Source organism: Jiangella asiatica, from assembly GCF_004349065.1.
Taxonomy (GTDB): domain Bacteria; phylum Actinomycetota; class Actinomycetes; order Jiangellales; family Jiangellaceae; genus Jiangella; species Jiangella asiatica.
Window position 1 is genome coordinate 1 of sequence record NZ_SMKZ01000059.1, and the last position, 25,213, is coordinate 25,213.

General features: G+C 72.8%; 26 protein-coding genes. 21 read left to right on the plus strand and 5 right to left on the minus strand.

Annotated features, from left to right (window positions below; genetic code table 11):
- Nucleotides 1-239: 239 nt before the first annotated feature.
- Nucleotides 240-1,160 carry a phosphotransferase gene (locus E1269_RS27225; RefSeq protein WP_131900538.1) on the minus strand — a complete coding sequence of 307 codons (921 nt, stop codon included), beginning with the start codon at nt 1,158-1,160 and terminating at the stop codon, nt 240-242.
- 549 nt (nt 1,161-1,709) lie between these two features.
- Here E1269_RS27225 and E1269_RS33100 point away from each other — a divergent pair.
- The 4 genes from E1269_RS33100 to E1269_RS27235 all read left to right on the plus strand — a co-directional run bounded on the left by E1269_RS33100 (nt 1,710) and on the right by E1269_RS27235 (nt 3,628).
- Nucleotides 1,710-2,054, plus strand: coding sequence for a hypothetical protein (locus tag E1269_RS33100; RefSeq protein ID WP_203434127.1), 345 nt, complete (start codon nt 1,710-1,712; stop codon nt 2,052-2,054).
- Between the two features lie 12 nt (nt 2,055-2,066).
- Complete coding sequence (locus E1269_RS33105) at nt 2,067-2,411, plus strand: hypothetical protein (RefSeq protein WP_203434128.1); 345 nt, start codon at nt 2,067-2,069, stop codon at nt 2,409-2,411.
- Complete coding sequence (locus E1269_RS33110) at nt 2,408-3,055, plus strand: hypothetical protein (RefSeq protein ID WP_203434129.1); 648 nt, start codon at nt 2,408-2,410, stop codon at nt 3,053-3,055. Before E1269_RS33105 ends, E1269_RS33110 begins: the two co-directional genes overlap by 4 nt.
- 174 nt (nt 3,056-3,229) lie before the next feature.
- A complete protein-coding gene (locus tag E1269_RS27235) occupies nt 3,230-3,628 on the plus strand; it encodes a single-stranded DNA-binding protein (RefSeq protein WP_162606654.1) in 399 nt (132 codons plus the stop codon).
- 108 nt (nt 3,629-3,736) lie between these two features.
- Here E1269_RS27235 and E1269_RS27240 read toward each other — a convergent pair whose 3' ends face one another.
- A complete protein-coding gene (locus tag E1269_RS27240; RefSeq protein WP_162606655.1) occupies nt 3,737-4,975 on the minus strand; it encodes a DUF1015 family protein in 1,239 nt (412 codons plus the stop codon).
- 62 nt (nt 4,976-5,037) lie between these two features.
- Here E1269_RS27240 and E1269_RS27245 point away from each other — a divergent pair, with 62 nt between their 5' ends.
- The 16 genes from E1269_RS27245 (at nt 5,038) to E1269_RS27320 (ending at nt 20,761) form a co-directional block, all read left to right on the plus strand.
- Nucleotides 5,038-6,294: an HAD-IIA family hydrolase gene (locus E1269_RS27245; protein WP_131900546.1), complete on the plus strand. Its 1,257-nt coding sequence runs from the start codon at nt 5,038-5,040 to the stop codon at nt 6,292-6,294.
- Nucleotides 6,295-6,304: 10 nt separating this feature from the next.
- The gene (locus tag E1269_RS27250) at nt 6,305-6,544 is read left to right on the plus strand and encodes a hypothetical protein (RefSeq protein WP_131900548.1); all 240 of its coding nucleotides are present in this window, start codon (nt 6,305-6,307) and stop codon (nt 6,542-6,544) included.
- A gap of 5 nt (nt 6,545-6,549) precedes the next feature.
- A complete protein-coding gene (locus E1269_RS27255; protein WP_131900550.1) occupies nt 6,550-7,356 on the plus strand; it encodes a TlyA family RNA methyltransferase in 807 nt (268 codons plus the stop codon).
- The gene (locus E1269_RS27260) at nt 7,353-8,258 is read left to right on the plus strand and encodes an NAD kinase (protein WP_131900552.1); all 906 of its coding nucleotides are present in this window, start codon (nt 7,353-7,355) and stop codon (nt 8,256-8,258) included. Before E1269_RS27255 ends, E1269_RS27260 begins: the two co-directional genes overlap by 4 nt.
- 42 nt (nt 8,259-8,300) lie before the next feature.
- Nucleotides 8,301-10,019, plus strand: a complete 1,719-nt coding sequence (gene recN, locus E1269_RS27265) for a DNA repair protein RecN (protein ID WP_203434130.1) — start codon at nt 8,301-8,303, stop codon at nt 10,017-10,019.
- A gap of 101 nt (nt 10,020-10,120) precedes the next feature.
- Nucleotides 10,121-10,534, plus strand: coding sequence for a DUF7847 domain-containing protein (locus E1269_RS27270; RefSeq protein WP_131900554.1), 414 nt, complete (start codon nt 10,121-10,123; stop codon nt 10,532-10,534).
- 45 nt (nt 10,535-10,579) lie between these two features.
- Nucleotides 10,580-11,281, plus strand: a complete 702-nt coding sequence (locus tag E1269_RS27275) for a hypothetical protein (RefSeq protein WP_131900556.1) — start codon at nt 10,580-10,582, stop codon at nt 11,279-11,281.
- On the plus strand, nt 11,278-11,745 hold the full coding sequence (locus E1269_RS27280) for an RDD family protein (RefSeq protein ID WP_131900558.1): 468 nt from the start codon (nt 11,278-11,280) through the stop codon (nt 11,743-11,745). The genes E1269_RS27275 and E1269_RS27280 overlap by 4 nt, the downstream gene beginning before the upstream one ends.
- A gap of 11 nt (nt 11,746-11,756) precedes the next feature.
- Complete coding sequence (locus E1269_RS27285; protein ID WP_131900560.1) at nt 11,757-12,299, plus strand: potassium channel family protein; 543 nt, start codon at nt 11,757-11,759, stop codon at nt 12,297-12,299.
- 143 nt (nt 12,300-12,442) lie between these two features.
- The gene (locus tag E1269_RS27290) at nt 12,443-12,859 is read left to right on the plus strand and encodes an SHOCT domain-containing protein (RefSeq protein ID WP_131900562.1); all 417 of its coding nucleotides are present in this window, start codon (nt 12,443-12,445) and stop codon (nt 12,857-12,859) included.
- Between the two features lie 128 nt (nt 12,860-12,987).
- Complete coding sequence (steA, locus tag E1269_RS27295) at nt 12,988-14,166, plus strand: putative cytokinetic ring protein SteA (protein ID WP_203434131.1); 1,179 nt, start codon at nt 12,988-12,990, stop codon at nt 14,164-14,166.
- 1 nt (nt 14,167) lies between these two features.
- Nucleotides 14,168-15,142, plus strand: a complete 975-nt coding sequence (locus E1269_RS27300) for a copper transporter (RefSeq protein ID WP_131900566.1) — start codon at nt 14,168-14,170, stop codon at nt 15,140-15,142.
- Complete coding sequence (locus E1269_RS27305; protein ID WP_131900568.1) at nt 15,142-15,993, plus strand: hypothetical protein; 852 nt, start codon at nt 15,142-15,144, stop codon at nt 15,991-15,993. The genes E1269_RS27300 and E1269_RS27305 overlap by 1 nt, the downstream gene beginning before the upstream one ends.
- Before the next feature lie 16 nt (nt 15,994-16,009).
- Nucleotides 16,010-17,653: a murein biosynthesis integral membrane protein MurJ gene (gene murJ / locus E1269_RS27310; protein ID WP_203434132.1), complete on the plus strand. Its 1,644-nt coding sequence runs from the start codon at nt 16,010-16,012 to the stop codon at nt 17,651-17,653.
- Nucleotides 17,653-18,747 carry a glycosyltransferase family 4 protein gene (locus E1269_RS27315; RefSeq protein WP_131900572.1) on the plus strand — a complete coding sequence of 365 codons (1,095 nt, stop codon included), beginning with the start codon at nt 17,653-17,655 and terminating at the stop codon, nt 18,745-18,747. The genes murJ and E1269_RS27315 overlap by 1 nt, the downstream gene beginning before the upstream one ends.
- A gap of 340 nt (nt 18,748-19,087) precedes the next feature.
- Entirely contained in the window at nt 19,088-20,761 is a 1,674-nt protein-coding gene (locus E1269_RS27320; protein WP_203434133.1) for a CTP synthase, read from the plus strand.
- Here E1269_RS27320 and E1269_RS27325 read toward each other — a convergent pair.
- On the minus strand, nt 20,758-21,297 hold the full coding sequence (locus tag E1269_RS27325) for a TetR/AcrR family transcriptional regulator (RefSeq protein ID WP_131900574.1): 540 nt from the start codon (nt 21,295-21,297) through the stop codon (nt 20,758-20,760). The genes E1269_RS27320 and E1269_RS27325 overlap by 4 nt on opposite strands.
- A gap of 73 nt (nt 21,298-21,370) precedes the next feature.
- Between E1269_RS27325 and E1269_RS27330 the strand changes: the two genes are divergently transcribed.
- Nucleotides 21,371-22,888, plus strand: a complete 1,518-nt coding sequence (locus tag E1269_RS27330) for an MFS transporter (protein WP_131900576.1) — start codon at nt 21,371-21,373, stop codon at nt 22,886-22,888.
- A gap of 69 nt (nt 22,889-22,957) precedes the next feature.
- Here the strand turns inward: E1269_RS27330 and E1269_RS27335 are convergent, their stop codons facing one another.
- Nucleotides 22,958-23,719, minus strand: coding sequence for a DUF899 family protein (locus E1269_RS27335; protein WP_131900578.1), 762 nt, complete (start codon nt 23,717-23,719; stop codon nt 22,958-22,960).
- 15 nt (nt 23,720-23,734) lie between these two features.
- Entirely contained in the window at nt 23,735-25,147 is a 1,413-nt protein-coding gene (locus tag E1269_RS27340) for an MFS transporter (RefSeq protein WP_131900580.1), read from the minus strand.
- Nucleotides 25,148-25,213: the final 66 nt, after the last annotated feature.

Below are 25,213 nucleotides of genomic sequence, written 5' to 3' on the forward strand. Positions count from 1 at the left end.
GGCCACGACCCACCCACACCACACACAACCCCAGTCAACGGCACCACCGGTGCCCACCGGCGGCCTATGCGGGCACGGCAGCGCGATCCCGCCGACCTGAGTTGGGCCACATAGGTGCGTAACTACCTGGTGGAGGCGGTCGAGTGCGGGTGGCTGGTCTCCGGTCGCGATGTAGCCGTCATCGACGGTGAGCGCAGCCCGGTGACGAAGATGCGCCCCTGACGTGCGGCACCGGCGGCTCAGCGCATTCCAGCCCGGCGGAGGCGTTCATGGGCTTCGTCGTGGGTCAGGACGGTAACTGGTTGTCCGGCAGCGTGCTCCTGCTTGGCGTCGAAGGCCCTCGTCCAGACGCCTGCGGCCCAGCAGCGCTGTAGCTCTCCGGGACTGAAGGGCCGTCCGCGGGCGGTGGCGTAGGCGTCGAGGAACTCGCGGGTCTCGGTCACGGTGGCCAGCGCCGGGTACAGGTAGATGGCCGCAGCCAGGCCGGCGATGACCGCTTCGCTGTCGGCGATCAGGCTGTCCCAGTCGTAGGCCACCAGCAACTGGTTGCCCTGCCAGCGCAGGTTGTCCGTTATCCAGTCACCGTGTCCGATCACGGTCTGGTCCTGTCCTTCCCGCAGCTTCTGCCAAGCAGCCTGACCCGCCGCATCGATCCAGCCCGGCCCATCCACCTGGTTCAGGTCCACGTCCAGGTCCTCGGGCCGAGGCCACAGCCCGCCCTGGCTGTGGTTCCATGCTGCCCACGGTGGCGCGGGCGCTAGGGAGGGCATTCGCCCGGGCCCGGGAGCCAAATCCACCAGTTGCGCGAGCGCTGCGGCAAAAGGCTGGGCGATGCGTCCGGAGTCGGGCAGCACGACCCCACCCGCGACGTGGCTCTCAGCGGTGGCCTCATACTCACCGAGCGGTGCCGGGCCAGCCAGCGGCCGCGGACAGGGATATCCGGAATCGAACAGGAGGCGCTGGACCTCGGTGCAGCCAGTGATCCGCGGCGCGGCCGGGCGGACTCTGACCACGACCTCGCGCCCGTCGGCCAGCCGTGTTCCGATCACGCGGGTGAGGTGACCGGTCCGGAACAGCTCGTTCTCCGCCGGACTGCCTAGATGCAGCTCGCACCACGTGGCCAGGCTCGCCGCATCGACCGCAGGTAGTTCGAATGCCATCTGGCCATTATTGTGAACCGTCGCACCAGGGCCTAACGCGCTCGATGTCCGCACCCCGACCCGTACCGCAGTCGCGCAGCACCGCCGCATTCGGCCCGACGCGATGCCGTCATCATGTTCGCTCGCGGATGTCTCCGATCCCGGCGCGACCGGGACGATCCACGCTGAGCTGCGTGACCGCTTCCGATGGGCACGCTCGGTGACGCCGGCATCGGCACCACCGGGTGCCGGCTGACACCAGTCTCACAGCGTCGGAGAGGGCGGTCTCCGGATGTCTGGCCGCACCACGGACGCTGGCAGCGTGGCGCACGCTGACCGGGGCGCGCAGGCGTCATGCGAGGGTCCGCGATTCCGCGGTGCATGGCGCCATGGTGTCCGGCGATCCGGGTACAGCCCCCACAGCGTCATTCCCGTGGCTGGGGCGGCCCGTGAGAGCCGCCTGCGCTGGACCATGCGCGGCACGTGGCGACACCGCTGCGGCGCTCTGATCGACCGCACGAGAGAATGGTGGCAACGACACGAGGAATGAGGAATCGTTGATGTCTGGTCGTGACCGCCAGGGTGAGCCGGATCCGTCGGAGGACGGCCGAGCTGGACGCGGCGGTGGCCGGGAGGGCGGCACTGGGCGCGGCGCCGGTGGACAACGCGGCACAGGCGGACAGCGAGGCTCTGGTGGGCGCGACGACCGTGCTGGTGGCCGGCGTGGCGGAGGCGATGGTGGCTCGCGAGGGACATCGGGCTCCGGAGGACGGCGCTCGGGCCCGACCGGCGGTGACCGTGACCGCTCGACGGGTGGGCGGTCGACCGGCGGGCGCCCCTCTGGCGGCGACCGGCGCGGCGGTGACCGCCGATCCGGTAGCGAGCGGCGACCCGACGGCGACCGGCGGGGGGTGAGGGGGTCTGGCGATGACCGGCGGGGCGGCCGGCCAGGCGGTGACCGCCGATCCGGCGGCACCGATGGCGAGCGGCCCGGTGCACGACGGTCCGGCCCAGCCGCTGCCGGCCGATCGGGCGGTGAACGACGCGGAGGTCCGCGCTCGGGGCGCACGGACGGCGAGTGGCGCAGCGGCGATCGTGCGCGGGGCGAACGGCCCGGCGGCGCACGACGCGGCGACCGCTCGGCCGACGATCGCGACGGATCGCCTCGCCGTCCGCGTGACGGCGGTGAGCGTGGCCGCGCCGACGGACCGCAACCAGCTGGCGCGCCCGCGCAGTCGCGCGTACCTGACCCCGTCGTGGACGAGGACGTGACCGGTCGCGAGCTCGACCAGGAGATCAGGGACGAGCTCAGCGCGCTGTCCGGTCCGGCAGCGGCCGCAGTGGCCCGCCACCTGGTCATGGCGCAGCGGCTGCTCGAGGACGACCCGCAGCAGGCCTACGAGCACGCCATGGCGGCTCGTCGCCGGGCCGGGCGCATCGGGGTGGTCCGCGAGGCTGCCGGCGTCGCGGCGTACCTCGCCGGCAAGTACGCCGATGCGCTGGCCGAGCTGCGTGCTGCTCGGCGGATCACCGGCTCGGCGGAGTACCTGCCGATGATGGCCGATTGCGAACGCGGGCTGGGCCGGCCGCGTCGCGCGCTGGACCTCTCGCACGACCCCGCCGTCACCGCCCTGGACACCGCGGGTCGCGTGGAGATGCTGATCGTCGCGGCCGGTGCCCGGCGCGACCTCGGCGAGGACGAGGCCGCGGCGGTGTCCCTGCAGGTACCGGAGCTGCGGTCGACGGCGCGGGCGGAATGGGTGGCCCGGTTGCGCTACGCGTACGCGGACGCGCTCCTGGCCGCGGGCCGCGACAAGGAGGCGCTGCGGTGGTTCATGCGAGCCGCCGACGCCGACCTGGAAGGCGAGACCGACGCGGCCGAGCGGGTCGCCGAGTTGAGCCACGACAACGGCTGACGAGCCGGTTGTGCGGCACTCGACCGGATCGGCAAGGACCACTCTGACGACTGTTGTCCACAACCCCTGCGAGCTGGGCCTCGTCATCCACAAATCGGCTCCGCGTGGGTGCGCGGCCCTGGCGTTCGGCCCACCATGGGTGTCAGATCCCGACCCCGTCGAAGGAGCTCTCCCATGAACACGACATCGGTGCCGATCGTCGAGCACTCCAACGAGGTCCGGCTGGTCGGCCGGGTCGCGGCCGAGCCAACCGTAGTGCTGCTGCCCAGCGGCGACCAGCTCGTCACCGCGCGCCTGGTGGTTCAGCGCCCGCGCCCGCCGGCAGGGCTGGGCAGCCGGCGCGGCGTCGACACCATCACCTGCACGGCGTGGTCGCCGCACCAGCGGCGCCGCCTGCGCGTCTGGAACGCCGGCGACACCGTCGAGGTCACTGGCGCGCTCCGGCGCCGGTTCTGGCGCGGCTCCGCCGGCCCGCAGAGCAGGTTCGAGATCGAGGTCGAGAGCGCGAAGCGGCTGGCCAGATGCCCGCCGGAGGAACGAGGAGCACGACTGAGGCTGGAGAGCGTGCCGTGAGCGCGTCACCAGGCCGCTGCGCCGGTGGGCACCGACGGCCCACCGGCCCAGCCGGAGCAGCCCTGAGGGCTCGAGACGGGCGTCGCGGTCCCGCCCGCGCCGCGCAGCTCAGGTGTCGTCGGCTGCGAGGTCGCGCATGAGGAGCCCGGTCCAAGGCTTCGGCCCGAACGACGTCGACTTGCGCGGCATGCGCGCGCCACCGTCGGCCAGCGCCAGCACGTCGGCCAGAGCGGGCGGCCGCACCAGCACGGCCACCCCGCCGGTGCGCTGCGACATCCGCAACGCGTCGCCGATGTCGTGGTGGTAGCTGACGCGTTCGTCGGCGTCGTCGATGTTCCATAGGTGAGCCAGCACCACGTCCACGAGCACGGCGGAGTCCAGGTGTCGCCATCGGTCCGGCCGCCCGGCCGGGATCGCGTCGTCCAGCACGCCCGGACGGGCCGACCGCAGCAGCACTCGCCGGTCTCCGGTGCCGACCAGGAACGCGGTCGAGCCCTCGACGCTCAGCCGGCCCAACGGGTCGTCCGACGCCGCGAGAGGGACCACGTCAAAGCCCTTGGCGGCGCCGGCAACGGCGTCGTCGAAGGACAGCCCGGCGATGCTGCGGTGGACTCCGCGCAGCTCCAGCGGGTGCCGGGTCGCGTCCACCAGCAGCGCGAGGCCATACCCGGACCCGGGCTCGTGCGGATGCGCGGCGTGCACGGCGCGGTATGCGGCGAACCGATGATGTCCGTCGGCGATGAGCGCGCTGCGGTCGGCCAGGTCGGCGGACACGTCGGTCAGCGAGTCCGCATCGCTCACCCGCCAGATGCGGTGCACGTCGGCGCCGACGCTCACCTCGAGGTCGGGAGCGGCCGCCGCCGCGGCGTCCACGACGTCGCTGGCGGCGCCATCGCCGTCGTAGGTCAGCAGGATCGGCTCGAACTGGGCTCGAGTCGCGGTCATGAGTGCGGCCCGGTCGGCGACCGGGCCGGGAAAGGTGTTCTCGTGCGGGAGGATCGGTCCGTCCAGGCCCACGCCGCCCACGAGCCCGATCGCGGCGGCGCCGGTGGCCGTGCGGTGCTCGTAGACGTAGAGCGCGGGCGAGGTGTCCCGGCGAAGCACACCGGCGCGCCGCCAGCGTCGCAGCTGCTCGGCGGCGAACAGGTAGCGATCGCCGTCCGCCGCGCCGGGCCGGGGCAGCGTCAGGTGGACGATGTTGTGCGGGTCCGCGGCCTCGAACTCCTCGAGGGCCCGGCTGCCGATGACGTCGTACGGCGGGCAGATGACGGCGGCGAGGTCGGTGCCCGGCGCGTAGCTGATGGCTCGGAACGGCATCAGCCGCAGCGCTCGCCTGGCATCGCTCACCATGCGCATGCTACGCCGCGGGGCCGGCCCGCCGCGCCGTCGGTGCGGGGCGGGCTGCGAGGATGACACATGTGCAGTCGCTGAGCCAGATCTACGACGTGGCCCTGCTGGACCTCGACGGTGTCGTCTACGTCGGTGCCCATCCGGTGCGGCACGCGCCGCAGGCACTGTGGGCGGCGCGCCACGCGGGCATGCGGTTGGCTTTCGTCACGAACAACGCCTCCCGGCCACCGGACGTCGTGGCCGCGCACCTGGCCGAGATCGGGGTCGAGGCGTTACCCGCGGAGGTCGTCACCTCCGCGCAGGCGGCGGCGCGGATGCTCGCCGAGCGGTTGCCGGACGGCTCGAAGGTGCTCGTCGTCGGCGGCGAAGGGCTCGAGGTCGCGCTGCGCGAGCGCGACCTGGTCCCCGTCGCCACCGCCGACGATGGTCCCGCGGCGGTCGTACAGGGATTCTCGCCGCGGGTGGGTTGGCCGATGCTGGCCGAGGGCACCTACGCGGTCGCGGCTGGCCTGCTGTGGGTGGCCACCAACCTCGATCCGGTGGTACCGACCGACCGCGGCCGGGCTCCCGGCAACGGCACCCTGGTCGACACGATCCGGACCGCCACCGGCCGCGAGCCGCTCGTGGCGGGCAAACCCGAGCCGCCGATGCACCGCGAGGCGATGCTGCGCTCGAACGCGACGCGGCCGCTCGTGGTCGGCGACCGTCTCGACACCGACGTCGAGGGCGCCAACGCCGCGGGGGCCGACAGCCTGCTCGTGCTCACTGGCGTCACCGATCCGGAGGAGGTGGTCCTCGCGGCGGCGCACCTGCGTCCGACGTACGTCGGCACCGACCTGCGGGCGCTGCGCGAGCCGCCCGAGCACCTGACCGTGCGGACGGGGGAGGCCCGGGCCGGCGCATGGCGGGCCGCCGTGGTCGACGGTGCGCTGCGGCTGACGCGCGATGCCGCGCCGGCCGAGTCCGCTATGCGCGACGTAGCGGTGGGCGAGGTCGCGGTGGGCGAGATCGTGACGGAGAGCCAGGCGCCGGCAGACAGTGGTGCCGACGGGCTCGCGCCGCTCGATCCGGCCGACCAGGACGCCCTGGACGCCCTGCGGGCTGCCTGCGGTGCGGTCTGGGCCGCCGCGGACCAGGCAGGCGGCAGAGTTGCGGGCCGGACAGGCGACCGGCCTACGGTGCAGGCAGCCGGCGGCCGCACCGACAAAGCCGTTGGCGGTGCCGACGGGGCCGCAGCCCAGTACGTCGACCCGGCCAGCGTGCGTGCGGCGCTGGACGCGGCCCGAATCGCCCGTGGCCGGGCGTCGTCGTACTAGCGTTGTCGTCATGCGGGAACTGACCGACGAGGGCCAGGACGACACCGGCGACGCGCGAGTCGACGAGGCGCTGCGGGCGCTGGAAACGCTCGACCGGGTGCCGGTGCACCAGCACGCGGACGTGATCGACGACGTTCATCGAGCCCTGCAGGATCGGCTCGCCGCCGACCCGACGGCCGAATCGCCGCCCACCGACGCGGGGCCTGGCGACGTGCCGCCTGGAGACCTGCGCGCCGACGCGGAGGGCTGAGGCCGGTGCCGCCTCGACGCCGCCTGGACGCCGAACTGGTTCGGCGCGGGCTGGCCCGCTCCCGGGACCACGCCGCATCGCTGGTCGCCGACGGACGGGTGCTGGTGAGCGGTCGTGCCGCCACGAAGCCCGCCACGGCGGTCGACCCCGCCGACGCCGTGCTCGTCACCGAGCCGGCCGAGGGCGACGAGTACGTCTCGCGGGGCGGGCACAAGCTGGCCGGCGCACTCGACGTGTTCGAGCCGCGCGGGTTCGGCGTCGCCGGGCGGCGGTGCCTCGACGCGGGCGCTTCCACCGGCGGCTTCACCGACGTGCTGTTACGGCGGGGCGCGGCCGGGGTGGTCGCGGTGGACGTCGGGTACGGGCAGCTGGCGTGGTCGCTGCGGTCCGATGAGCGGGTCCGGGTGCTCGACCGCACGAACGTCCGCGACCTCACGCCGGAACGGGTCGGTGAGCTGGTCGACGTCGTCGTGGGTGACCTGTCGTTCATCTCGCTGCGGCTGGTGTTCGCGCCGCTGCGCGCCGTCAGCAGCCCGCAGGCCGATTTCGCGCTCATGGTGAAGCCGCAGTTCGAGGTCGGGAAGGACCGCGTCGGCAAGGGCGGCGTCGTCCGCGACCCCGAGCTGCGCGCCGAGGCCGTCCTGGAGGTCGCCGACGCGGCCGCCGGGCTCGGGCTGGGCGTCGCCGGTGTCACCGCGAGCCCGTTGCCGGGGCCGTCCGGCAACGTCGAGTACTTCCTGTGGCTGCGGGCCGGCGCGCCCGCGGTCGATCCCCACGAGGTCAGGCGCGCCGTCGCGGAAGGACCGCAATGACCAGGACCGTCCTGCTCGTCACGCACACCGGGCGCGAAGAGGCCCGGCAGGTGGCCGGCGAGGTGGTCCGGCGGCTGGGCGAGGCCGGCATCGGCGTGCGCGTCTTCGCGGACGAGCGGAGCGAGCTCGGGCTGCCCAACCCGCTGGACGGCACCGTCACCGTCGTGCCGGACGGCCTCCAGGACGCCGCGGCGGGCTGCGAGCTCATCGTCGTCATCGGCGGCGACGGGACGATCCTGCGCGGTGCCGAGATGGCCCGGCCGTCGGGCACCCCGATCCTCGGCGTCAACCTGGGGCACGTCGGCTTCCTGGCCGAGGCCGAGGTCGACGACCTCAGCTTCACCGTCGACCACATCGTCACCAGGAGCTACGCGGTCGAGGAACGCATGACCGTCGACGTCACGGTCCGGCACGACGGAACCGTGACCGCGGACAACTGGGCGCTGAACGAGGTGAGCGTCGAGAAGGCCAGCCGCGAGCGGATGCTCGACCTGGTCGCCGAGATCGACGGGCGGGCGCTGTCCCGGTGGGGCTGCGACGGCGTCGTCATGGCCACGCCCACCGGATCGACGGCGTACGCGTTCAGCGCCGGCGGCCCGGTGGTGTGGCCGGAGCTGGAGGCACTGCTCATGGTCCCGATCAGCGCCCACGCGCTGTTCGCCCGGCCGATGGTGGTGGCGCCGTCGTCGGAGCTGGCCGTCACGGTACAGCCCCGCACGCCTGGCGCGGTCCTGTGGTGCGACGGCCGGCGCGCCGTCGAGCTGCCGCCCGGCGCCCGGATCGAGGTACGGCGCGGCGCCAAACCGGTCCGGCTCGCCCGGCTGCACCATGCACCATTCACCGACCGGCTGGTCGCGAAGTTCGCGCTTCCGGTCGAAGGTTGGCGAGGCGCGCGGGCATGACATCCCGGACCACAGCGGCACACCTCGATAGGCTGAGGTCCCGTGCTTGAGGAAATCCGAATCCGTGGTCTGGGCGTCATCGACGACGCCCAGCTCGAGCTGGGCCCGGGGCTGACCGTCGTCACCGGCGAGACCGGCGCGGGCAAGACCATGGTGCTCACCGGCCTCAACCTGCTCATGGGCGGCCGCGCCGACGGCGGCGCCGTCCGCACCGGCGCCGGCAAGGCCCTGGTCGAGGGCCGCGTCAGCCTCCCGGCGGGCAGCCCGGTCGCCGAACGGGCCGCCGACGCCGGTGCCGAGCTCGAACCGGCCGGCGGCGACGACGTCGAGCTGCTGCTCAGCCGGACCGTCATGGCCGAGGGACGGTCGCGAGCGCACGTCGGCGGCCGCAGCGCACCGGTCAGCGTCCTGACCGAGCTGGCCGAGGGCCTGGTCGCGGTGCACGGGCAGAGCGACCAGCAGCGGCTGCTGCGCCCGTCCCGGCAGCTCGGCGCCCTGGACCGGTACGCGGGCGCGGCCGTCGCGGAGCCGCTGGCCGACTACACGACGCGGTACGCGCGGCTGCGCGCCGTCGAGGCGGAGCTCGACGAGGTCACGTCGAAGGCACGGGAACGCGCGCAGGAGGCCGACCTGCTGCGCCTCGGCCTGGCCGAGGTGGAGGCCGTCGACCCGCGGCCGGACGAGGACGAAGCGCTGCGCGCGGAGGAGGGACGGCTGGCGCACGCCGATGCCCTGCGCACCGCCGCCGACGCCGCGCACCAGAGCCTGTCCGCCGACGACACCGTGCCCGACCAGCCCGACGTGCTCAGCCTGCTCGCGCACGCCCGGCAGGCCCTCGAGGGCGAACGCGAGCACGACCCCGAGCTGGCGGCGCTGGCCGACCGGCTCGCCGAGGCCGCCTACCTGGTGGGCGACGTCGCCGCCGACCTCGCCTCGTACGGTGCCGCCATCGACACCGACCCGGAGCGGCTGGCGGAGGTCCAGCAGCGCCGTTCCGCACTCACCGCCCTCACCCGGAAGTACGGCGAAACCATCGCAGCGGTGCTGACCTGGGCGGAGGCCGGCTCGCGCCGGCTGCTCGAGCTCGACGGCGACGACGACCGCGTGACGGCGCTGCGCGAGGAGAAGGAGACGCTGCTCACGCAGCTGGGCGACCTCGCCGCCGCCATCACCAAAGCCCGCACCGAGGCCGCCGCCAGGTTCTCCGACGATGTCAGCGTCGAGCTGACCGCGCTGGCCATGCCGCACGCGCGCATCGTCGTCGAGGTCCGTCCGCGCGACGGATTCGGCCCGACCGGCGTCGACGACGTCGAGATCCTCTTCACCGGGCACAACGGCGCCCAGCCGCGGCCGCTGGACAAGGGCGCCTCCGGCGGCGAGCTGTCCCGGCTGATGCTCGCCATCGAGGTCGTGTTCGCCGGTGCCGACCCGGTGCCCACGTTCGTGTTCGACGAGGTCGACGCCGGTGTCGGCGGCAAGGCGGCGGTCGAGGTCGGTCGCCGGCTGGCGATGCTGGCCAAGCACGCACAGGTGCTCGTGGTGACCCATCTGCCGCAGGTCGCCGCCTTCGCCGACCAACACCTCAAGGTCGTCAAGTCCGACGACGGCCGGGTCACCAGCAGCGGGGTGGAGGCGCTCGACGACGCCGGGCGCGTCGGCGAGCTGTCCCGGATGCTCGCCGGACTGGAGGGGTCCGCGTCGGCGCGGGCGCACGCCGAGGAACTGCTGGAGACGGCTACCAGCTCCAAACGCGACGTCTGACGCCTTCAGGCGAGTCCGCGCCCCGCTCCACGGCCGCGGTCTATCGTGATCACAGGTGGCGTGGGGAACGGCGTGCCAGCGACTGGACCCAGGGGGCGTCCATGGTCTCGGCTCTCATCGCCTACGCGGTGCGCAACGGGTTCGCCGCCCAGGCGGTCATGATGGAGGACCGCGGCGCGAACGACGCGTTCCGGCGAAGCCGCGCGGTGGTCCGTGGCCAGTGGTGGCGGGCGACGGCGGTGGCGGCGCTGGTCGTCGGGCTGGGCGCGATCACCGGGCCGCTGGTCGGTGTGATCCTGCTGCTCGTCTCCGACGGCTCGTTCGACCTGATCAACCTCATCACCGCCGTCGTCTACGTGGCGACGATCCCGTACGTCGCCCTCGTGCTCGGATACCTGTACCTCGACCTGTCGATCCGCGCGGAGGAGGACGACGTGGCGCGCGAGGGCGGCCCGTCGCCGGCGCCGGTGTCGCCGTCACCGCCGCCGGCGGCGGAGGTCACCTCATCCGGGTGATGCCGTCGGCCGGCACCGCGCGCCAGTCTGGCGCGGGGAGGCGAGGTGACGCCGATGCACCCGGACGCGACGGACGCTGCCGCCTGGCCGCTGCCGCTGCGCGCGCTGGACCGCGCCGGCACGGTCCTCAGCGGCGGCGCCGGCCTCCTGCTCCGGGCCGGGCGGGTGGCCCTCCACACCGACGACGACGGCGACGGTGTCGGCTCGCGCTCCCCGCCGCTCCACGGCGCGGCCGGCCGGGCGTTCACGGTCGTCGGCGACGCCGCATGGGGCGTTGGGGCGATGGCACAGCGGCGCACGTTCGACGTCGCCGCGGCGGCGGCGCTCCCCGTCCAGGCAGCCGGGGCCGTGCTGCTCCGGCTGGCCGGCAAGGCCGCGCAGCGGGCCGGAGTCGCGACACCCCTGCGCGAGCTGGCCCAGGGCGGCCGCGAGGTCCGGCGGTACAACGAGGGGGAGGCCGCCCGCGCCGCGCGCGGCGCCGTGCGGCGGATCGTGGCCGCCGCGAGCGCACAGATGGACGTGGACCAGGTGGTCGCCCGGGTGGACCTGGACGCCGTGATCGCGCGGCTCGACGTCGTCGAGATCGTGGACCGGGTCCTCGACGACGTGGACCTCAGCCGGATCGTCCGCGAGTCCAGCACGACGATGACCGCGGAGACCGTCGGAACCGTCCGGGTGCAGAGCCGGCGGGCCGACCAGGCGCTTGGCCGGTTCGTCGACCGGGTGCTGCGGCGGGACGCGGCGTGAGCGCCGTCGCGCCGGCCGTGGACGCCCGGACCGGGCGGGCGGGCCTGGTGTCGCGGCTGCTGGCCGGCCTGCTCGACCTCGCGGTACTGACGACGGCGAGCGCGCTGGTGGTCTTTTTTGTCAGCGGTGCCCGGTACGTGCTGGGCGGGCCGCCCTTCGGCCTGCCGGAGCTCCCCGGCTGGGTGCTGGGAGCGGGGCACTCGCTGCTGGTGGTCGCCTACCTGGTGACCTGGTGGGTGATCACCGGCGCCACGATCGGCCAGCGGGTCCTCGGGCTGCGAGTGGTCCACGCGTCCCAGCTGGGCGAGGCGCCGCGACCGGTCCAGGCGGCGCTGCGGGCCGTGGTCTGCGTGGTGTTCCCGATCGGGCTGGTGTGGGTGGCGGTGAGCCGGCGCGGTGCCGCCGTACACGACCTGGTCGCGCGGACCGCGGTGATCTACGACTGGACCGGCTCGGGGGAGTGACGAGGTCCACCATGGAGCCCAACCGCCGTCGCATCGCCGCCCACGTTTTGCGCAGCGTCGCGACGCTGGCGTGCGCCCTGCTCGTCTACTACGGACTGCCGCTGCGCGGGTTCGACCATCCGTCAGCGGCGGCGGGGCTGATCCTGCTGGCGGCGGGCATCGCCGGGCTGGTGTGCCTGGCCGCCCTCCAGGTCCGGCGCTTCGTTGCCCGGCCGGAGGACACCGGGCTCCGGGTGGCGAGCCTGTTGTCGGTGCTCTACGTCGTCGTGGTGTTCTTCGCCGCGGCCTACTACCTGATCGAGCGGACCGATCCGGCACAGTTCGACGGCCTGGACACCCGGACCGACTCGCTGTACTTCGTCGTGGTCACCCTGGGCACGGTCGGGTACGGCGACGTGCACGCCGCCGGCCAGGTGGCCCGGGCGGCGACGATGATGCAGATCGTGTTCGACCTGGTGGTGATCGGCGCCCTCTTCGCGGTGATGTCGTCGCAGATCGCGCGCCGGCTCGACCGGGCGCGCGTCCAGCGCGACGCGGCCGGCACCGACCGATGACATGTCATGACGTACCGGTTTCACCCGTTCAGGGTGAGGATCCCGGCCCGTCCCGGCGCGATCGTGGTGCTGCGCCGCGACGCGCGGCGTGACGGGCGCGCGGGCCGGTGCGCCGGCGTCGTCGCCAGACCAAAGGAGTCCCGATGGACGACTATCCGCTGCTGGAGCTGTTCTGGACGATGCTGTGGTTCTTCCTCTTCGTCGCCTGGATCTGGCTGCTGATCTCGCTGCTGACCGACATCTTCCGCAGCGACGACCTTTCCGGCTGGGCCAAGGGCCTCTGGACGCTGTTCATCATCGTCCTGCCGATTCTCGGCGCGCTCGTCTACATCATCGCCCGCGGCACCGGCATGACCGAGCGGCAGCTGGCTCACTACCAGCGTCGCGAAGAGGAGTTCCGCGAGTACATCCGCGACACCGCTGGCACGTCGTCGAACTCCGGTGGCGCACCGGGCGGTCCCAGTACCGCGGACGAGTTGACCAAGTTGGCCCGCCTGCGCGACGAGGGCGTCATCAGCGTTGACGAGTTCCAGACGCAGAAGACCAAGCTGTTGGCCTGACAGCGGTGCTCCGGCTGTCAGGGCGGCGACGGTCATCTCGACGGTCGGCCAAAGCCCCCCGACCGCCAACACGCGGCGCACCGATGCGACATTGCGGCGCCGGGCATGGCAGGATTCGGCTAGTGAGGATGCCTGCACTGCGCCGCCGCAAGCCCGATGACCTGCCCGGGGTCAGCGGCGTGGTGCGTCTGGACCACCGCACCAAGAACCTGACGAAACGGCTCAAACCCGGCGAGATCGCCGTCATCGACCACCTCGACCTCGACCGCGTGAGCGCAGAGGCGTTGGTCGCCTGCCAGGCCGGTGCCGTCGTCAACGTCCGCCCGTCGGTCAGCGGGCGCTACCCGAACCTCGGCCCCGACATCGTCGTCCGAGCCGGCATCCCGCTCATCGACGATGTCGGGCCCGACCTGTTCAGCGCGCTACGCGAGGGCGAGCGAGTCCGCGTCGACGGCAACACCATCTACCGCGAGGGCAACGGCGAGGCCACCGGCGTCGGCATCCGCCACGACGAGGAGACCCTCAGCAAGCTGATGGGCGCGGCCCGCGAGGGGCTGTCCGCCCAGCTCGAGGCGTTCGCGGCCAACACCATGGAGTTCCTCAAACGCGAGCGCGAGCTGCTGCTCGACGGCGTCGGCGTGCCGGACATCCGCACCGACCTCGACGGCCGGCACGTGCTCATCGTGGTGCGTGGCTACGACTACAAAGAGGACCTGGCCACGCTGCGGCCCTACATCCGTGAGTACAGCCCGGTCCTGATCGGCGTCGACGGCGGGGCCGACGCGCTGCTCGAGGTCGGCCTGAAGCCGGACATGATCGTCGGCGACATGGATTCCGTCTCCGACGACGCGCTGTCCAGCGGCGCGGAGCTGGTGGTGCACGCCTACCGCGACGGCCGGGCGCCGGGGCTGGGCCGGTTGGAGCGCATGGGCCTGTCCGGTGTGCCGTTCGCCGCCACCGGCACCAGCGAGGACATCGCCATGCTCCTCGCGGACGACAAGGGCGCCAGCCTCATCGTCGCCGTCGGTAGCCACGCCACGCTCGTCGAGTTCCTCGACAAGGGCCGCTCCGGGATGGCCAGTACGTTCCTCACCCGGCTGCGGGTGGGCAGTAAGCTCGTCGACGCCAAGGGTGTGAGCCGGCTCTACCACAGCCGAATCCCGGTCTGGATGCTCGCCGTGCTGGTCATCGCCGGCATCATCGCGGTCGGCGCCGCGATGTACTCCACGCCGACCGGCCGGGCCTACCTCGACATCGTCGGCTCGTGGTGGGACCGCTTCTACTTCTGGGTGCAGGGGCTTTTCTGACGTGATCGACTTTCGATATCACCTGGTCTCGATCATCGCCGTCTTCTTCGCGCTGGCGGCCGGCATCGTGCTGGGCGCTGGGCCGCTCGGCGAGACCGTCGACGACAACCTGGCCGAGCAGACCTCGGCGCTACGCGACGAGAACCGCGAGCTGCGCGAACAGCTCGATGCCGCCCAGACCGACCTCGACTTCCAGGAGCAGTTCATCCAGGAGGTCATGCCGCGGTTGGTGGCCGGCCAGCTGGACGGCGAGCACGTCGGCATCATCGCGATGCCCGGCGCGGACGAGGACACCGTCGCCTCCGTCCGCGAGACGTTGCAGACCGCCGGCGCTACCGCGGACCTCACCGTGCGCATCGAGCCCACCTGGACCGATCCCGACTCCGAGCCGGTCCTCGACGAGCTGGCCAGCGAGCTGGTGACGTCGGGCACCGAGCTGCCGACCGAGGGCGGCGGCTACACGCGCGGCGCGACGGTTCTGGCCGCGGCGCTGCTGGCGCAGCCGAGTGGCGAGCCCGGCGGCGGCGCGCACGAGACCGTCGACACCGCCGCCGTCACCGCGTTCCAGGAGTCCGAGCTCATCGTCCTGGAGCAGGACGCCTCGGTGGCGCCGACGCTGGCGGTCATGGTCGCCGGTTCGGTCTCCGGCGACGACGCCGAGGAGCGGCTGGGCCGGCTGACCGACCTGGCCGCGCAGTTCGACGCTGCCGGCGCCGGCAGCGTCGTGGCCGGGCCTGCTTCCACCGCGGAGGACGGGGTGGTCCAGGCCATCCGCGAGGGCGGCGACATCGCCGACGCCGTGTCCACGGTCGACTCCGCGGACCTGCCCAGCGGCCGCGCCGCCATCGTGTTCGCGCTGAACGAGCAGGAGGAGGGCGGCGCCGGACACTACGGTGTCGTCGGCGAGACCGACGGCGTCCTGCCGCCGGTGCCCGAGACGCCCGGTGCCGACCCGACCGAGGAGGAGAGCTCGTGATGAGCGGACTGGTCGGGAAGCTCGTCGCCGCCGGGGTGGCCGGCGCCGGCGCGGCGCTGGTCGCCCGCCGGATCGGCGCCACGTTGCCCGGCGGCAAGGAGCGCTGGGAGCGCAAGAACTTCCGCGGCTCGACGGTGACGCTCGCCGGCGGTCCCGCGGTCGCCGCCGGTGCCGCTGCCGGCATCGCGCTGGCGCCCGGGCTGCCGGCCCGGGCTCGCACCGCCGGCGTGGCCGCCGCGGTCACCGTCGGCGCCGTCGGACTCTACGACGATTTCGCCCCCGTCCTCGAGGGGACAACGTGTCTCGGCCGGTTCGCTGGCACGACGTCCAGCAAGGGCCTGCGCGGTCACCTCTCGGCGCTGCGCGAGGGCGAGGTCACCAGCGGCGTGGTGAAGATCGGCGTCATCGGCGCGGCCGGCCTGGTCGGCGCCGCGCTGGTCAGCGACAACGCCGTCGACGCCGCCATTGGGGGCGCCGCGGTCGCCGGGCACGCCAACCTGCTGAACCTGCTCGACCTGCGGCCAGGACGGGCCAACAAGGCCGTGCTGCTGCACACGCCCGCGGTGCTGGCCGGCCCGGCGGCGCCACTCGGTGCGGCCGCGGTGGGTGCGGCGCTGGCCAGCCTCCCCGACGACCTCGGCGAGCGCATCATGCTCGGCGACTCCGGCGCCAACGCGCTGGGCGCCCTGCTCGGCCTGGCGCTGATCGCCCGCGAGGGCCGGCTCGGCCGGCTGGCCCACCTCGCCGCTGTCACGGGCCTCACCCTGGCCAGTGAGAAGGTCAGCTTCACGAAGGTCATCGAGAGCACCCCGGTCCTGCGGGAGCTCGACGGCCTCGGCCGGCTGCGCTGAGCCGACCGAGACGACGGTGAACGCACGCCGTGTCGCCACCGGGGCCGCGGCCGGCATCGCCGGGGGAGCGGCGCTCATCGCCGTCGTCGGCGTCCTGTCCCGAGTGGTCGGCTTCGGCCGGCAGCTGGTGTTCCAGTCACAGGTCGGCGAGACGGTCCTGGGCAGCGTCTACGCCACCGCCAACGCCGTTCCCAACGTCGTCTTCGAGATCGTCGCCGGCGGCGCGCTGGCCAGCGTCGTCGTCCCGGTGCTGGCGGCGGCAGCCGGCCGCGGCGACACCGAGCACGTCCGCCAGACCGTCTCCGCTCTGCTCGGCTGGACGCTGACCCTGCTGGTGCCGGTGGCGCTGCTGGGGGTGTTGGTGGCCGGCCCCGCCATGGAGCTGATGCTGCGCGGCACCGGCGGCGACGAGGGCGCCGACGTCGGCCGCGAGATGCTGCTGCTGTTCCTGCCGCAGATCCCGCTGTACGGCATCGCGGTGGTGACCGCCGGCGCCCTGCAGGCGCACCGCCGGTTCCTGGCCGCCGCGCTGGCCCCGGTGCTGTCCAGCATCGTGGTGGCCGGCGCGTACGTGACGTTCGGCCAGGTCTTCACCGGCGACGCCGACGACCTCAGCGCGTTGGACCGCGGCAGCGAGCTGGTGCTGGCCGGCGGCACGACGCTGGGTGTGCTGGCCCTCGCGCTGGCGACACTGCTGCCGATGTTGGCGCGGGTCACCGGCATCCGGGCGACGCTGCGGTTCCCCGACGGGGTCGGGCGGCGGGTCGCGCGGCTGGCCGGTGCCGGCCTGGTGACGCTGGTGGCGCAGCAGCTGGCCTACCTGACGTCGTACCTGATGTCGAACGAGCACGCCGGCAGCGGCGGAGCGGTCACCTACCTGAACAGCTGGATGGTCTTCCTGCTGCCGTACGCGGTGCTGGCGGTCCCGATCGCGACGGCGGCGTTCCCGCGGCTGTCGGAGGTGGCCGGCACCGATCGGGACGCCTACGCGGCCACGCTGGCCCGGTCTACCCGGGCGGTCGTGCTGGTGTCCCTCCTCGGCGCAGCGGTGCTCGTCGCGGTGGCCTGGCCGGTGGCGCGGTTCTTCGGGCTGATCGGAGCGGGGGAGGCGCCGCCGGACCGGATGGCGTGGGCCCTCATCGCGTTCGCACCCGGCCTGGTCGGGTACGGGCTGGTAGCGCACCTGGGCCGGGCGTTGTACGCGCGCGGGCGGGGCCGCGCCGCGGCCGCTGCAACGGCCGGCGGCTGGCTCGTGGTGGTCTTGGTCGCCGTGGTGCTCACCGGCCTGGTGGCGAGGGAGCGGGCGACGGCCGCGCTGGGCCTGGCCCACACCGTCGGGCTGACGCTCGCCGGCGTGCTGTTGGTGACCGGCGTGTTGCGCGACTCCGGCCGGCCCGGGCTGACCGGGGTGGGCCGCGCGACGGTGGTGGGCGCGGCCGGTGCCGGGCTGGGCGGCGCGGCGGGCTGGGCGGTGGCAGCCGCGTTCCCGGCCGACTCGGTGGGTGTGCAGGTGCTCGCCGGGGTGGCGGCCGCGCTGGCGGTCGCGGTGGTGGCGCTGGCGGTGTGCTGGCCGTTCCTCCGCGGCGACCTTCGCGCCTTGGTGCCCCGCCGCTCGGCGGATCCCGATGATCACCAGTTGGGTAGAGAGGACGAGGACTGATGAGGCTGACGATCGTCGTCGGGATGACGGCCGGCGGCGTGGGCGCTCACGTGCGCTCGCTGGTGGAACGGCTCGGCGACCACGGGGTGACGGTGGGCGTCGCCGGGCCGGCCGAGACCCAGGAGCGGTTCGATTTCGTCGGTGCCGGCGCGCGGTTCGCCCCGATCGAGATCGGCAGCGCGCCGAACCCGCCGGCCGACCTGGCCGCGGTCCGCGGCCTGCGCCGCGCGTTCACCGGCACCGACGTGGTTCACGCGCACGGCTTCCGGGCCGCCGCGCTGTCCGGGCTGGCGCTGGGCCGACGCCGTCCGGGCCGGGCACCCCTGCTGGCCACCTGGCACAACGCCGTCCTGGCCGGCGGGGTGAAGCGGGTCCTGCTGTCCGGGCTGGAGCGGCTGGCCGCCCGCCGGGCCGACGTCACCCTGGGCGTGTCGTCGGACCTGGTCGCGCGGGCCCGCGAGCTGGGCGCCCCCGACGTGCGGCTGGCGCCCGTCGCCGCACCGGTCGTCGCCGCGCCGACCCGCGACCGCGACGCCGTCCGCGCGTCGCTGGGCGCGGGCGAGCGCCCGCTGGTGCTCGCGGTGAGCCGGCTGGCCGAGCAGAAGGGCCTGGACACCCTGCTCGCCGCGGCCGCCCGCTGGCGTGCGCGGACGCCGTCGCCGCTGGTCGTGGTGGCCGGTGATGGGCCGGAGCAGGCCCGGCTGCAGCAGGTCATCGACCGCGACGGGCTGCCGGTGCGGTTGCTCGGCCGACGCGCCGACGTGCCCGACCTGCTGGCCGCGGCCGACCTCTACGTGCTGACGTCGGTGTGGGAGGGCCGGCCGCTGGTCATCCAGGAGGCGATGCAGGTCGGGCTCCCGGTGGTGACGACGGCTGCCGGTGGCGTTCCGGAGCTGGTCGGCGACGGCGCCGAGGTGGTCCCCGTCGGCGACGTCGCGGCGATCGCGGACACGGTGAGCCGGCTGCTCGACGATCCGGGACGCCGGGCCGATCTCGCTAAGCGGGCGCTTGCGCAGGCGGCCACCTGGCCGGATGAGGACGACAACGCCCGACTGGTGGCGGAGTTGTGCCGGGAGCTGCTCGGCAGCCGCTGACCGTTCGAAGAAGGTCCGCCCCCGCCAGCCGCGAGTCCGGCGGGGGCGGTGGCCACCACGGGGGAAAGTGGCCGAAGTCAAACGTACCGGATCAAGATCGGCAAGCCACCCCGAATGGAGAAAGATCTCATCAAGGTTCAGCCTCGATCACACGGCGGCGCCCCTCGGACCGATCGCGCGCCGGCCGTGTCCGGCGCGTCGGCACGGCCGGGCTCCCGGAACTGTTAGGCTGGAGGTCCGTGGGAACAGCTTTGGGGCGTCCTCGCGCCAGGGCTGCACAAGCAGACGGTTGGCCCGAAGACGGGTCGAGCCGACCAGAGATTGACCACGGGAGCCCTCCTTGGCCTTGCAGCCGACCACCCATGTGTTCGTGACCGGAGGCGTCGCCTCCTCTCTCGGTAAGGGGCTCACGGCCTCGTCGCTGGGGAGCCTGCTCACAGCGCGTGGCCTCCGGGTCACCATGCAGAAGCTCGATCCGTACCTCAACGTCGACCCCGGGACGATGAACCCGTTCCAGCACGGCGAGGTCTTCGTCACCGAGGACGGCGCCGAGACCGACCTCGACGTCGGCCACTACGAGCGCTTCCTCGACCGCGACCTCAACCAGTCGGCGAACGTCACCACCGGTCAGGTGTACTCCGACGTCATCGCGAAGGAGCGGCGCGGTGAGTACCTCGGCGACACCGTCCAGGTCATCCCGCACATCACCAACGAGATCAAGGACCGCATGGTCGCCATCGGCGACGGCGAGGTCGACGTGGTGATCCACGAGATCGGCGGCACGGTCGGCGACATCGAGTCGCTGCCGTTCCTCGAGGCCGCCCGGCAGGTCCGCCACGACGTCGGCCGCGACCGCTGCTTCTTCCTGCATGTCTCGCTGGTGCCGTACCTCGCGCCGTCGGGTGAGCTGAAGACCAAGCCGACGCAGCACTCCGTCGCCGCGCTGCGTCAAGTGGGTATCACCCCGGACGCCATCGTGTGCCGCTCGGACCGGCCCATCCCGGCCGGCGTCAAGCGCAAGATCTCGCTGATGTGCGACGTCGACGCGGAGGCCGTCGTCGCCGCCGTCGACGCCCCGTCCATCTACGACATCCCGAAGGTGCTGCACGCGGAGGGCCTGGACGCCTACGTCGTCAAGCGGTTGGGCCTGTCCTTCCGCGACGTCGACTGGACCGCGTGGGACGAGCTGCTGCGCCGGGTCCACCACCCGCGGCACGAGGTCACCGTCGCGCTGGTCGGCAAGTACGTCGACCTGCCCGACGCCTATCTGTCGGTCACCGAGGCGCTGCGCGCCGGGGGGTTCGCCAACGACGCCAAGGTGCGCATCCGCTGGGTGCCCTCCGACGAGTGCGAGACGCCCGAAGGCGCGGCCGCGCGGCTGCACGACGTCGACGGCGTCGTCATCCCGGGTGGTTTCGGCATCCGCGGCATCGAGGGCAAGATCGGGGCCATCCGGTACGCTCGCGAGCACCTCGTCCCGGTGCTCGGGCTGTGCCTGGGCCTGCAGTGCATGGTCATCGAGTACGCGAGGTCCGAGGCGGGGCTGCCGGAGGCGAGCTCGGCCGAGTTCGACCCGGACACCCCGGCCCCGGTCATCGCGACCATGGAGGACCAGAAGGGCATCGTGGCCGGTGACGGCGACCTCGGTGGCACCATGCGGCTGGGCTCCTACCCGGCCGCGCTCGCGGAGGGTTCGCTGGCCCGCGAGCTGTACGGCAGCAACCGGGTCACCGAGCGGCACCGGCACCGCTACGAGGTCAACAACGAGCACCGCGACCTTCTGGTCAAGGCCGGTCTCGTGGTGTCGGGCACGTCGCCGGACGGCAACCTCGTGGAGTTCGTCGAGCTGCCGCGCGACGTGCACCCCTACTTCATCGCCACCCAGGCGCACCCGGAGCTGAAGTCGCGACCCACCCGGCCGCACCCGCTGTTCGCCGGGCTGGTCGCCGCGGCCGTCGACCGGCAGCAGGAGACCCAGCTCCCGGTCGACGTCGAGCCGGCGGTCGTCTCCTAGGAGGCTCCGGCGGCGGCCTCGGCGACCAGCCGGACCCGGAGCGCATCGAGCAGCGCCGGGTCTGGCATCGGCAGCCCGGCCAGCGCGCTGAGGTAGAGCCCGTCGCCGACCAGCCGGACCAGTTCGGCGGTCACCGGGTCGGCGACGTGCTCGCGCAGGATCTGCGCCCAGCGCACGAAGCAGTAGATGACGAGGTCGCGCGCTTCGTCGCTGGCGATGTCGTTGCTGCGCAGCGCGGCCAGCAGCGACCAGTAGACGGCGCCGTCGGTGGACGTCGGCACGGACGTGCGCAGGAAGAAGTCGACGACGTCGTCGGATTCGACGGCCTGCTGGAACTCGGCCTCGACGGCGTCGGCCAGGCGCCGGGCGAGCCCGGTGATCAGCGCTTCCTTGGTGGGGAAGTGGTAGAGCAGGCCGCCCTTCGAGACACCCGCGACGCTGGCGACGTGCTCCAGCGTGACCGCGTGCAAGCCGGTGTCGACGAGGACGCGTTCCAGCGCGTCGAGGATGCGGTCGCGCGAGGAGGGGCGTGGCACGGGGAACAACCTTAGTGTGTGAGCCTGTTACTGTACCGTCTGGACGGTCTATTTTAGCGTGAAGGCGGGCGAGATGACGACGATGGAGCAGACGAGGGCGCCGGCCGGGCCGCGCGAGTGGGCGGCGCTCGTCGTACTGATCCTCCCGGTCCTGCTGATCTCCATCGACATGACCGTCCTGAGCTTCGCGGTGCCGCACCTGAGCGAGGACCTGGCGCCCAGCGGCACCGAGCTCCTCTGGATCGTCGATGTCTACGGCTTCATGATCGCTGGGCTGCTGGTGACCATGGGGACGCTCGGCGACCGGATCGGCCGCCGGAAGCTCCTGCTCACGGGCGCGACGGCGTTCGGCGCCGCCTCCGCGCTGGCCGCCTACGCCTCCGACCCGGCGACCCTGATCGTGGCCCGGGCGCTCCTGGGCGTCGCCGGCGCGACCCTGATGCCGTCGACGCTCTCGCTGATCCGCAACATCTTCCACGACGTCCGGCAGCGCACGCTGGCCATCGCGATCTGGGCGACGATGTTCTCCGCCGGTGCCGCGCTCGGCCCGATCGTCGGCGGCTGGTTGCTCGAGCACTTCTGGTGGGGCTCGGTGTTCCTGGTCGCGCTGCCGGTCATGGCGCTGCTGTTGATCCTCGGCCCGTTCCTCGTTCCGGAGTCGCGCAACCCGCACCCGGGCCGGTACGACCTCGCCAGCGCCGCGATGTCGCTGGCCGCCATGCTGCTGATCGTCTACGGGCTCAAGGGGCTCGCGGTTCACGGGCTGTCGTGGACCTATTCGCTGGCACTGCTCGCCGGCATCGGGGTCGGGGTGGCGTTCGTGCGCCGGCAGCGCCAGCTGGAATCGCCACTGCTGGACCTGGCGCTGTTCGCGCGCCCGGCGTTCAGCGCCTCCGTCGTCACCAACCTGATGACGACGTTCGCGATGATCGGCGCGCTGTTCTTCATGACCCAGTACCTGCAGCTGGTGCTCGACCTGAGCCCGCTGCGGGCGGGGTTGGTTCTGGTGCCCGGCCTCGCGCTGGCCATCCTGACCGGCCTGGCCGCCGTTCCGCTGACGCGGCGGCTATCGACACCGTGGCTGCTGTTCGTGTCGCTGTCGACGGTGGCTGCCGGTTACCTGCTGATGACCCGGGCCGGGGCAGACGCCGGCGCCGTGCTCATCGCCGTCGCGTTCGTGCTGGTCGGCGGTGGCGTCGGTCTGGTGCAGACCATCACGAACAACATCATCATGAGCTCGGTCGACCCGAACCGGGCCGGCGCCGCGGCGGCGGTGTCCGAGACCGCGTACGAGGTCGGCGGCGGCATGGGCACGGCCGTCCTCGGCAGCGTGCTGACCGCCGTCTACGCTGCCGGGCTCGGGCCCGTCAACGGGGTCGACGCGGACGCGATGGACCGTGCCCGGGACACCCTCGGCGGCGCGGTCGACATCGCCGCGACGCTCGACCAGTCGTCGGGGCCGGCACTGCTGGCGGCCGCGGAGTCGGCGTTCACCACGGCCGTGCACGTCACCAGCATCATCGGCGCCGTCGTCGTGGCCGCGGCCGCCGTCCAGGCCCTCGTGGTGCTGCGCCGCGCCCCGTCCGAATGATCGCCTCGAGCAGCGGCCCAGCCGCGCCGGGCCCGACTCCGCACGTCGCCCGACGAAAGCGGCGATAGCTCAGGATGCGTCATCCGATCGCCCGGCTTCGAGTCGTGCCCATTGGGCGATCGGCCGCCCGTCCAGACGGTACGGGTGCGGGTGCCCGCCCTTGCTCTCCTCCAGGTTCGGATTCGACCACGTTTGCGGCCACCCGGCCGGGGAGTCCTGCCAGAGTTCCTGGCGGCCGTAGACGGTGAGGTCCAGCAGCCGGTAGCTGTTGTCCATCGCCTCGACGCCTCGACCGCTGGTGGAGTACGTCTCGAACACGCGGTCACCGCTCCGTAGGTAGCAAACCAGGTAGAACATGCCAACGTGACGTCCGGCCAGGAGTTCCCCCACGGACTCCTGCGCCGAGTACCAGGGCACATCCCAACCCATGAAGTCCCGATAGCGGACGCTCTCCTGGTACGGCCCTTGGCAGAGCACGGCGAAGGTCGTATCGCGCGAATGCAGGATGGACAGCTCGCGAACCTGGCCGGTGTAGAACGTGCAGCCCTCGCACACCTCGGCGGTCGTGGCATCCCCATGCCACATGAAGTAGTACGCGATGAGCTGGCGACGCCCTTCGAAGGCATCCAGCAGAGTGGTCGGCCCGTTCGGTCCGACCAGCGCGCTGCCCGCGCCGACCTCGACCATCGGTAGCCGCCGACGGGCCGCGGCGATGGCGTCGCCCTCCCGGCTATGCGCCTTCTCACGAGTCCGCAGCTGCTCCAGTTCAGCCTGGAAGGTTGCCCGGTCGACGATCACCGGCTGGTCGAGGTCTGCAGTTTCGTTCGTCATGACGTGTCTCCTTCTTCAGACTTCCTCGCGCCGCTTGCCGCGGACGAACCCGGCGACGGCGGTCGCCAGACCGAGGGCGGTGAGGACGGCGATGATGGCGAAGGCCGTGTGGAAACCGTGGATGCCGGATCCTGCGACCAGCGCGGTGGATACCCCGGCGACTCCGGCGGCGCCGCCGACCTCGCGCGTGGTCTCGATCAGGCCGGACGCCAGGCCCGAGTCCGATTGAGAGACGCCGGTCAGGGCGCCGATCTGAAGCGCTGGCTCGACCAGTCCGAAGCCGATGCCGGCCAGCAGGAAGGCCGGCAACACATCGGTGACGTAGCTAGCGTCGCCCGGGATCCGGGCCAGCCACAGCGCTGCGACCGCAAACAGCGAAAGCCCTGTGATCAGAAGTCGACGCACGCCCACCTTGGCGGCCAGCCGGCCGCCGGTCATGGCGACCGGGAAGATGGTAGCCGTCGTGGCCAGCCATGCCAGACCGGTCAGGATCGGCGAATAGCCCAGCGCCTGCTGCATCAGCAGTGAGCCGATGAAGATGAACGCGAGGAACGCGCAGCTCGCCAGGAACGCGGTGAGGTTGGCGGCGACGAGCGACCGATTCCGCAGCGTTGCGGGCGGAATGAGCGGGGCCACGGTGCGTGCTTCGATCCGCACCAACGCCGACAGCAGTACGGCAGCCGCTGCGAACAGCGCCAGTGTCGACCCCGCAAGCCAGCCATCGCTGGCGGCATGGTGCAGCGCGTAAACGCACAGCAGCAGACCTCCCGTCACCGTGATCGCGCCGGCGAGGTCGAGTCGTGCGTTACGGTCGCCGGCCCGTTCGGGAGCGAAAACCACCGCGAGTCCGATCAACAGCAGTCCGGCCGGAAGGTTGATGTAGAAGGCCCAGCGCCAACCCGGTCCTGCGGTCAGCAATCCACTGGCGACCACGCCCACCGACGCGGCAATGCCGCCGACGGCGCCGAAGAAGCCCAAGGCCCGGTCACGCTCCGGTCCCTCCGCGAACGTCACGGCGATCAACGACAGGGCCGCCGGGACGATCAGCGCCGCACCGAAACCCTGCACGGCGCGGGCCGCGATCAACACGCTGGCCTGTTGCGCTGCTCCGGCCAGAAACGACGCGCCGGTGAAGACCGCCAGCCCGACGATGAAGATGCGCCGGCGGCCCAGCCGGTCGGCCATTCTTCCGCCGAGGAGGAGGAAACCGCCGAGCAGCAGGCCGTACGCGACGACGACCCACTGCAGGGTGCTGTGTTCGACCCCGAACTCGCGCTGCATCGATGGCAGAGCTACGTTCACGATCGCCATGTCGAGGCCTGCCATCGCCATGGCCGCACAGGCCATGGCCAACACGAGGCTTCGTCTGATCCGCTGTGCCGGTTCGGCCGCGGTGATGATCCTGGGTTGAGTCGCTACCTGTGCCATCGGTCCGTTCCTCGTCTCGCCGGTTTTGACCCACCGACGAAGAAGACGAGTCGGGATCGACATCAC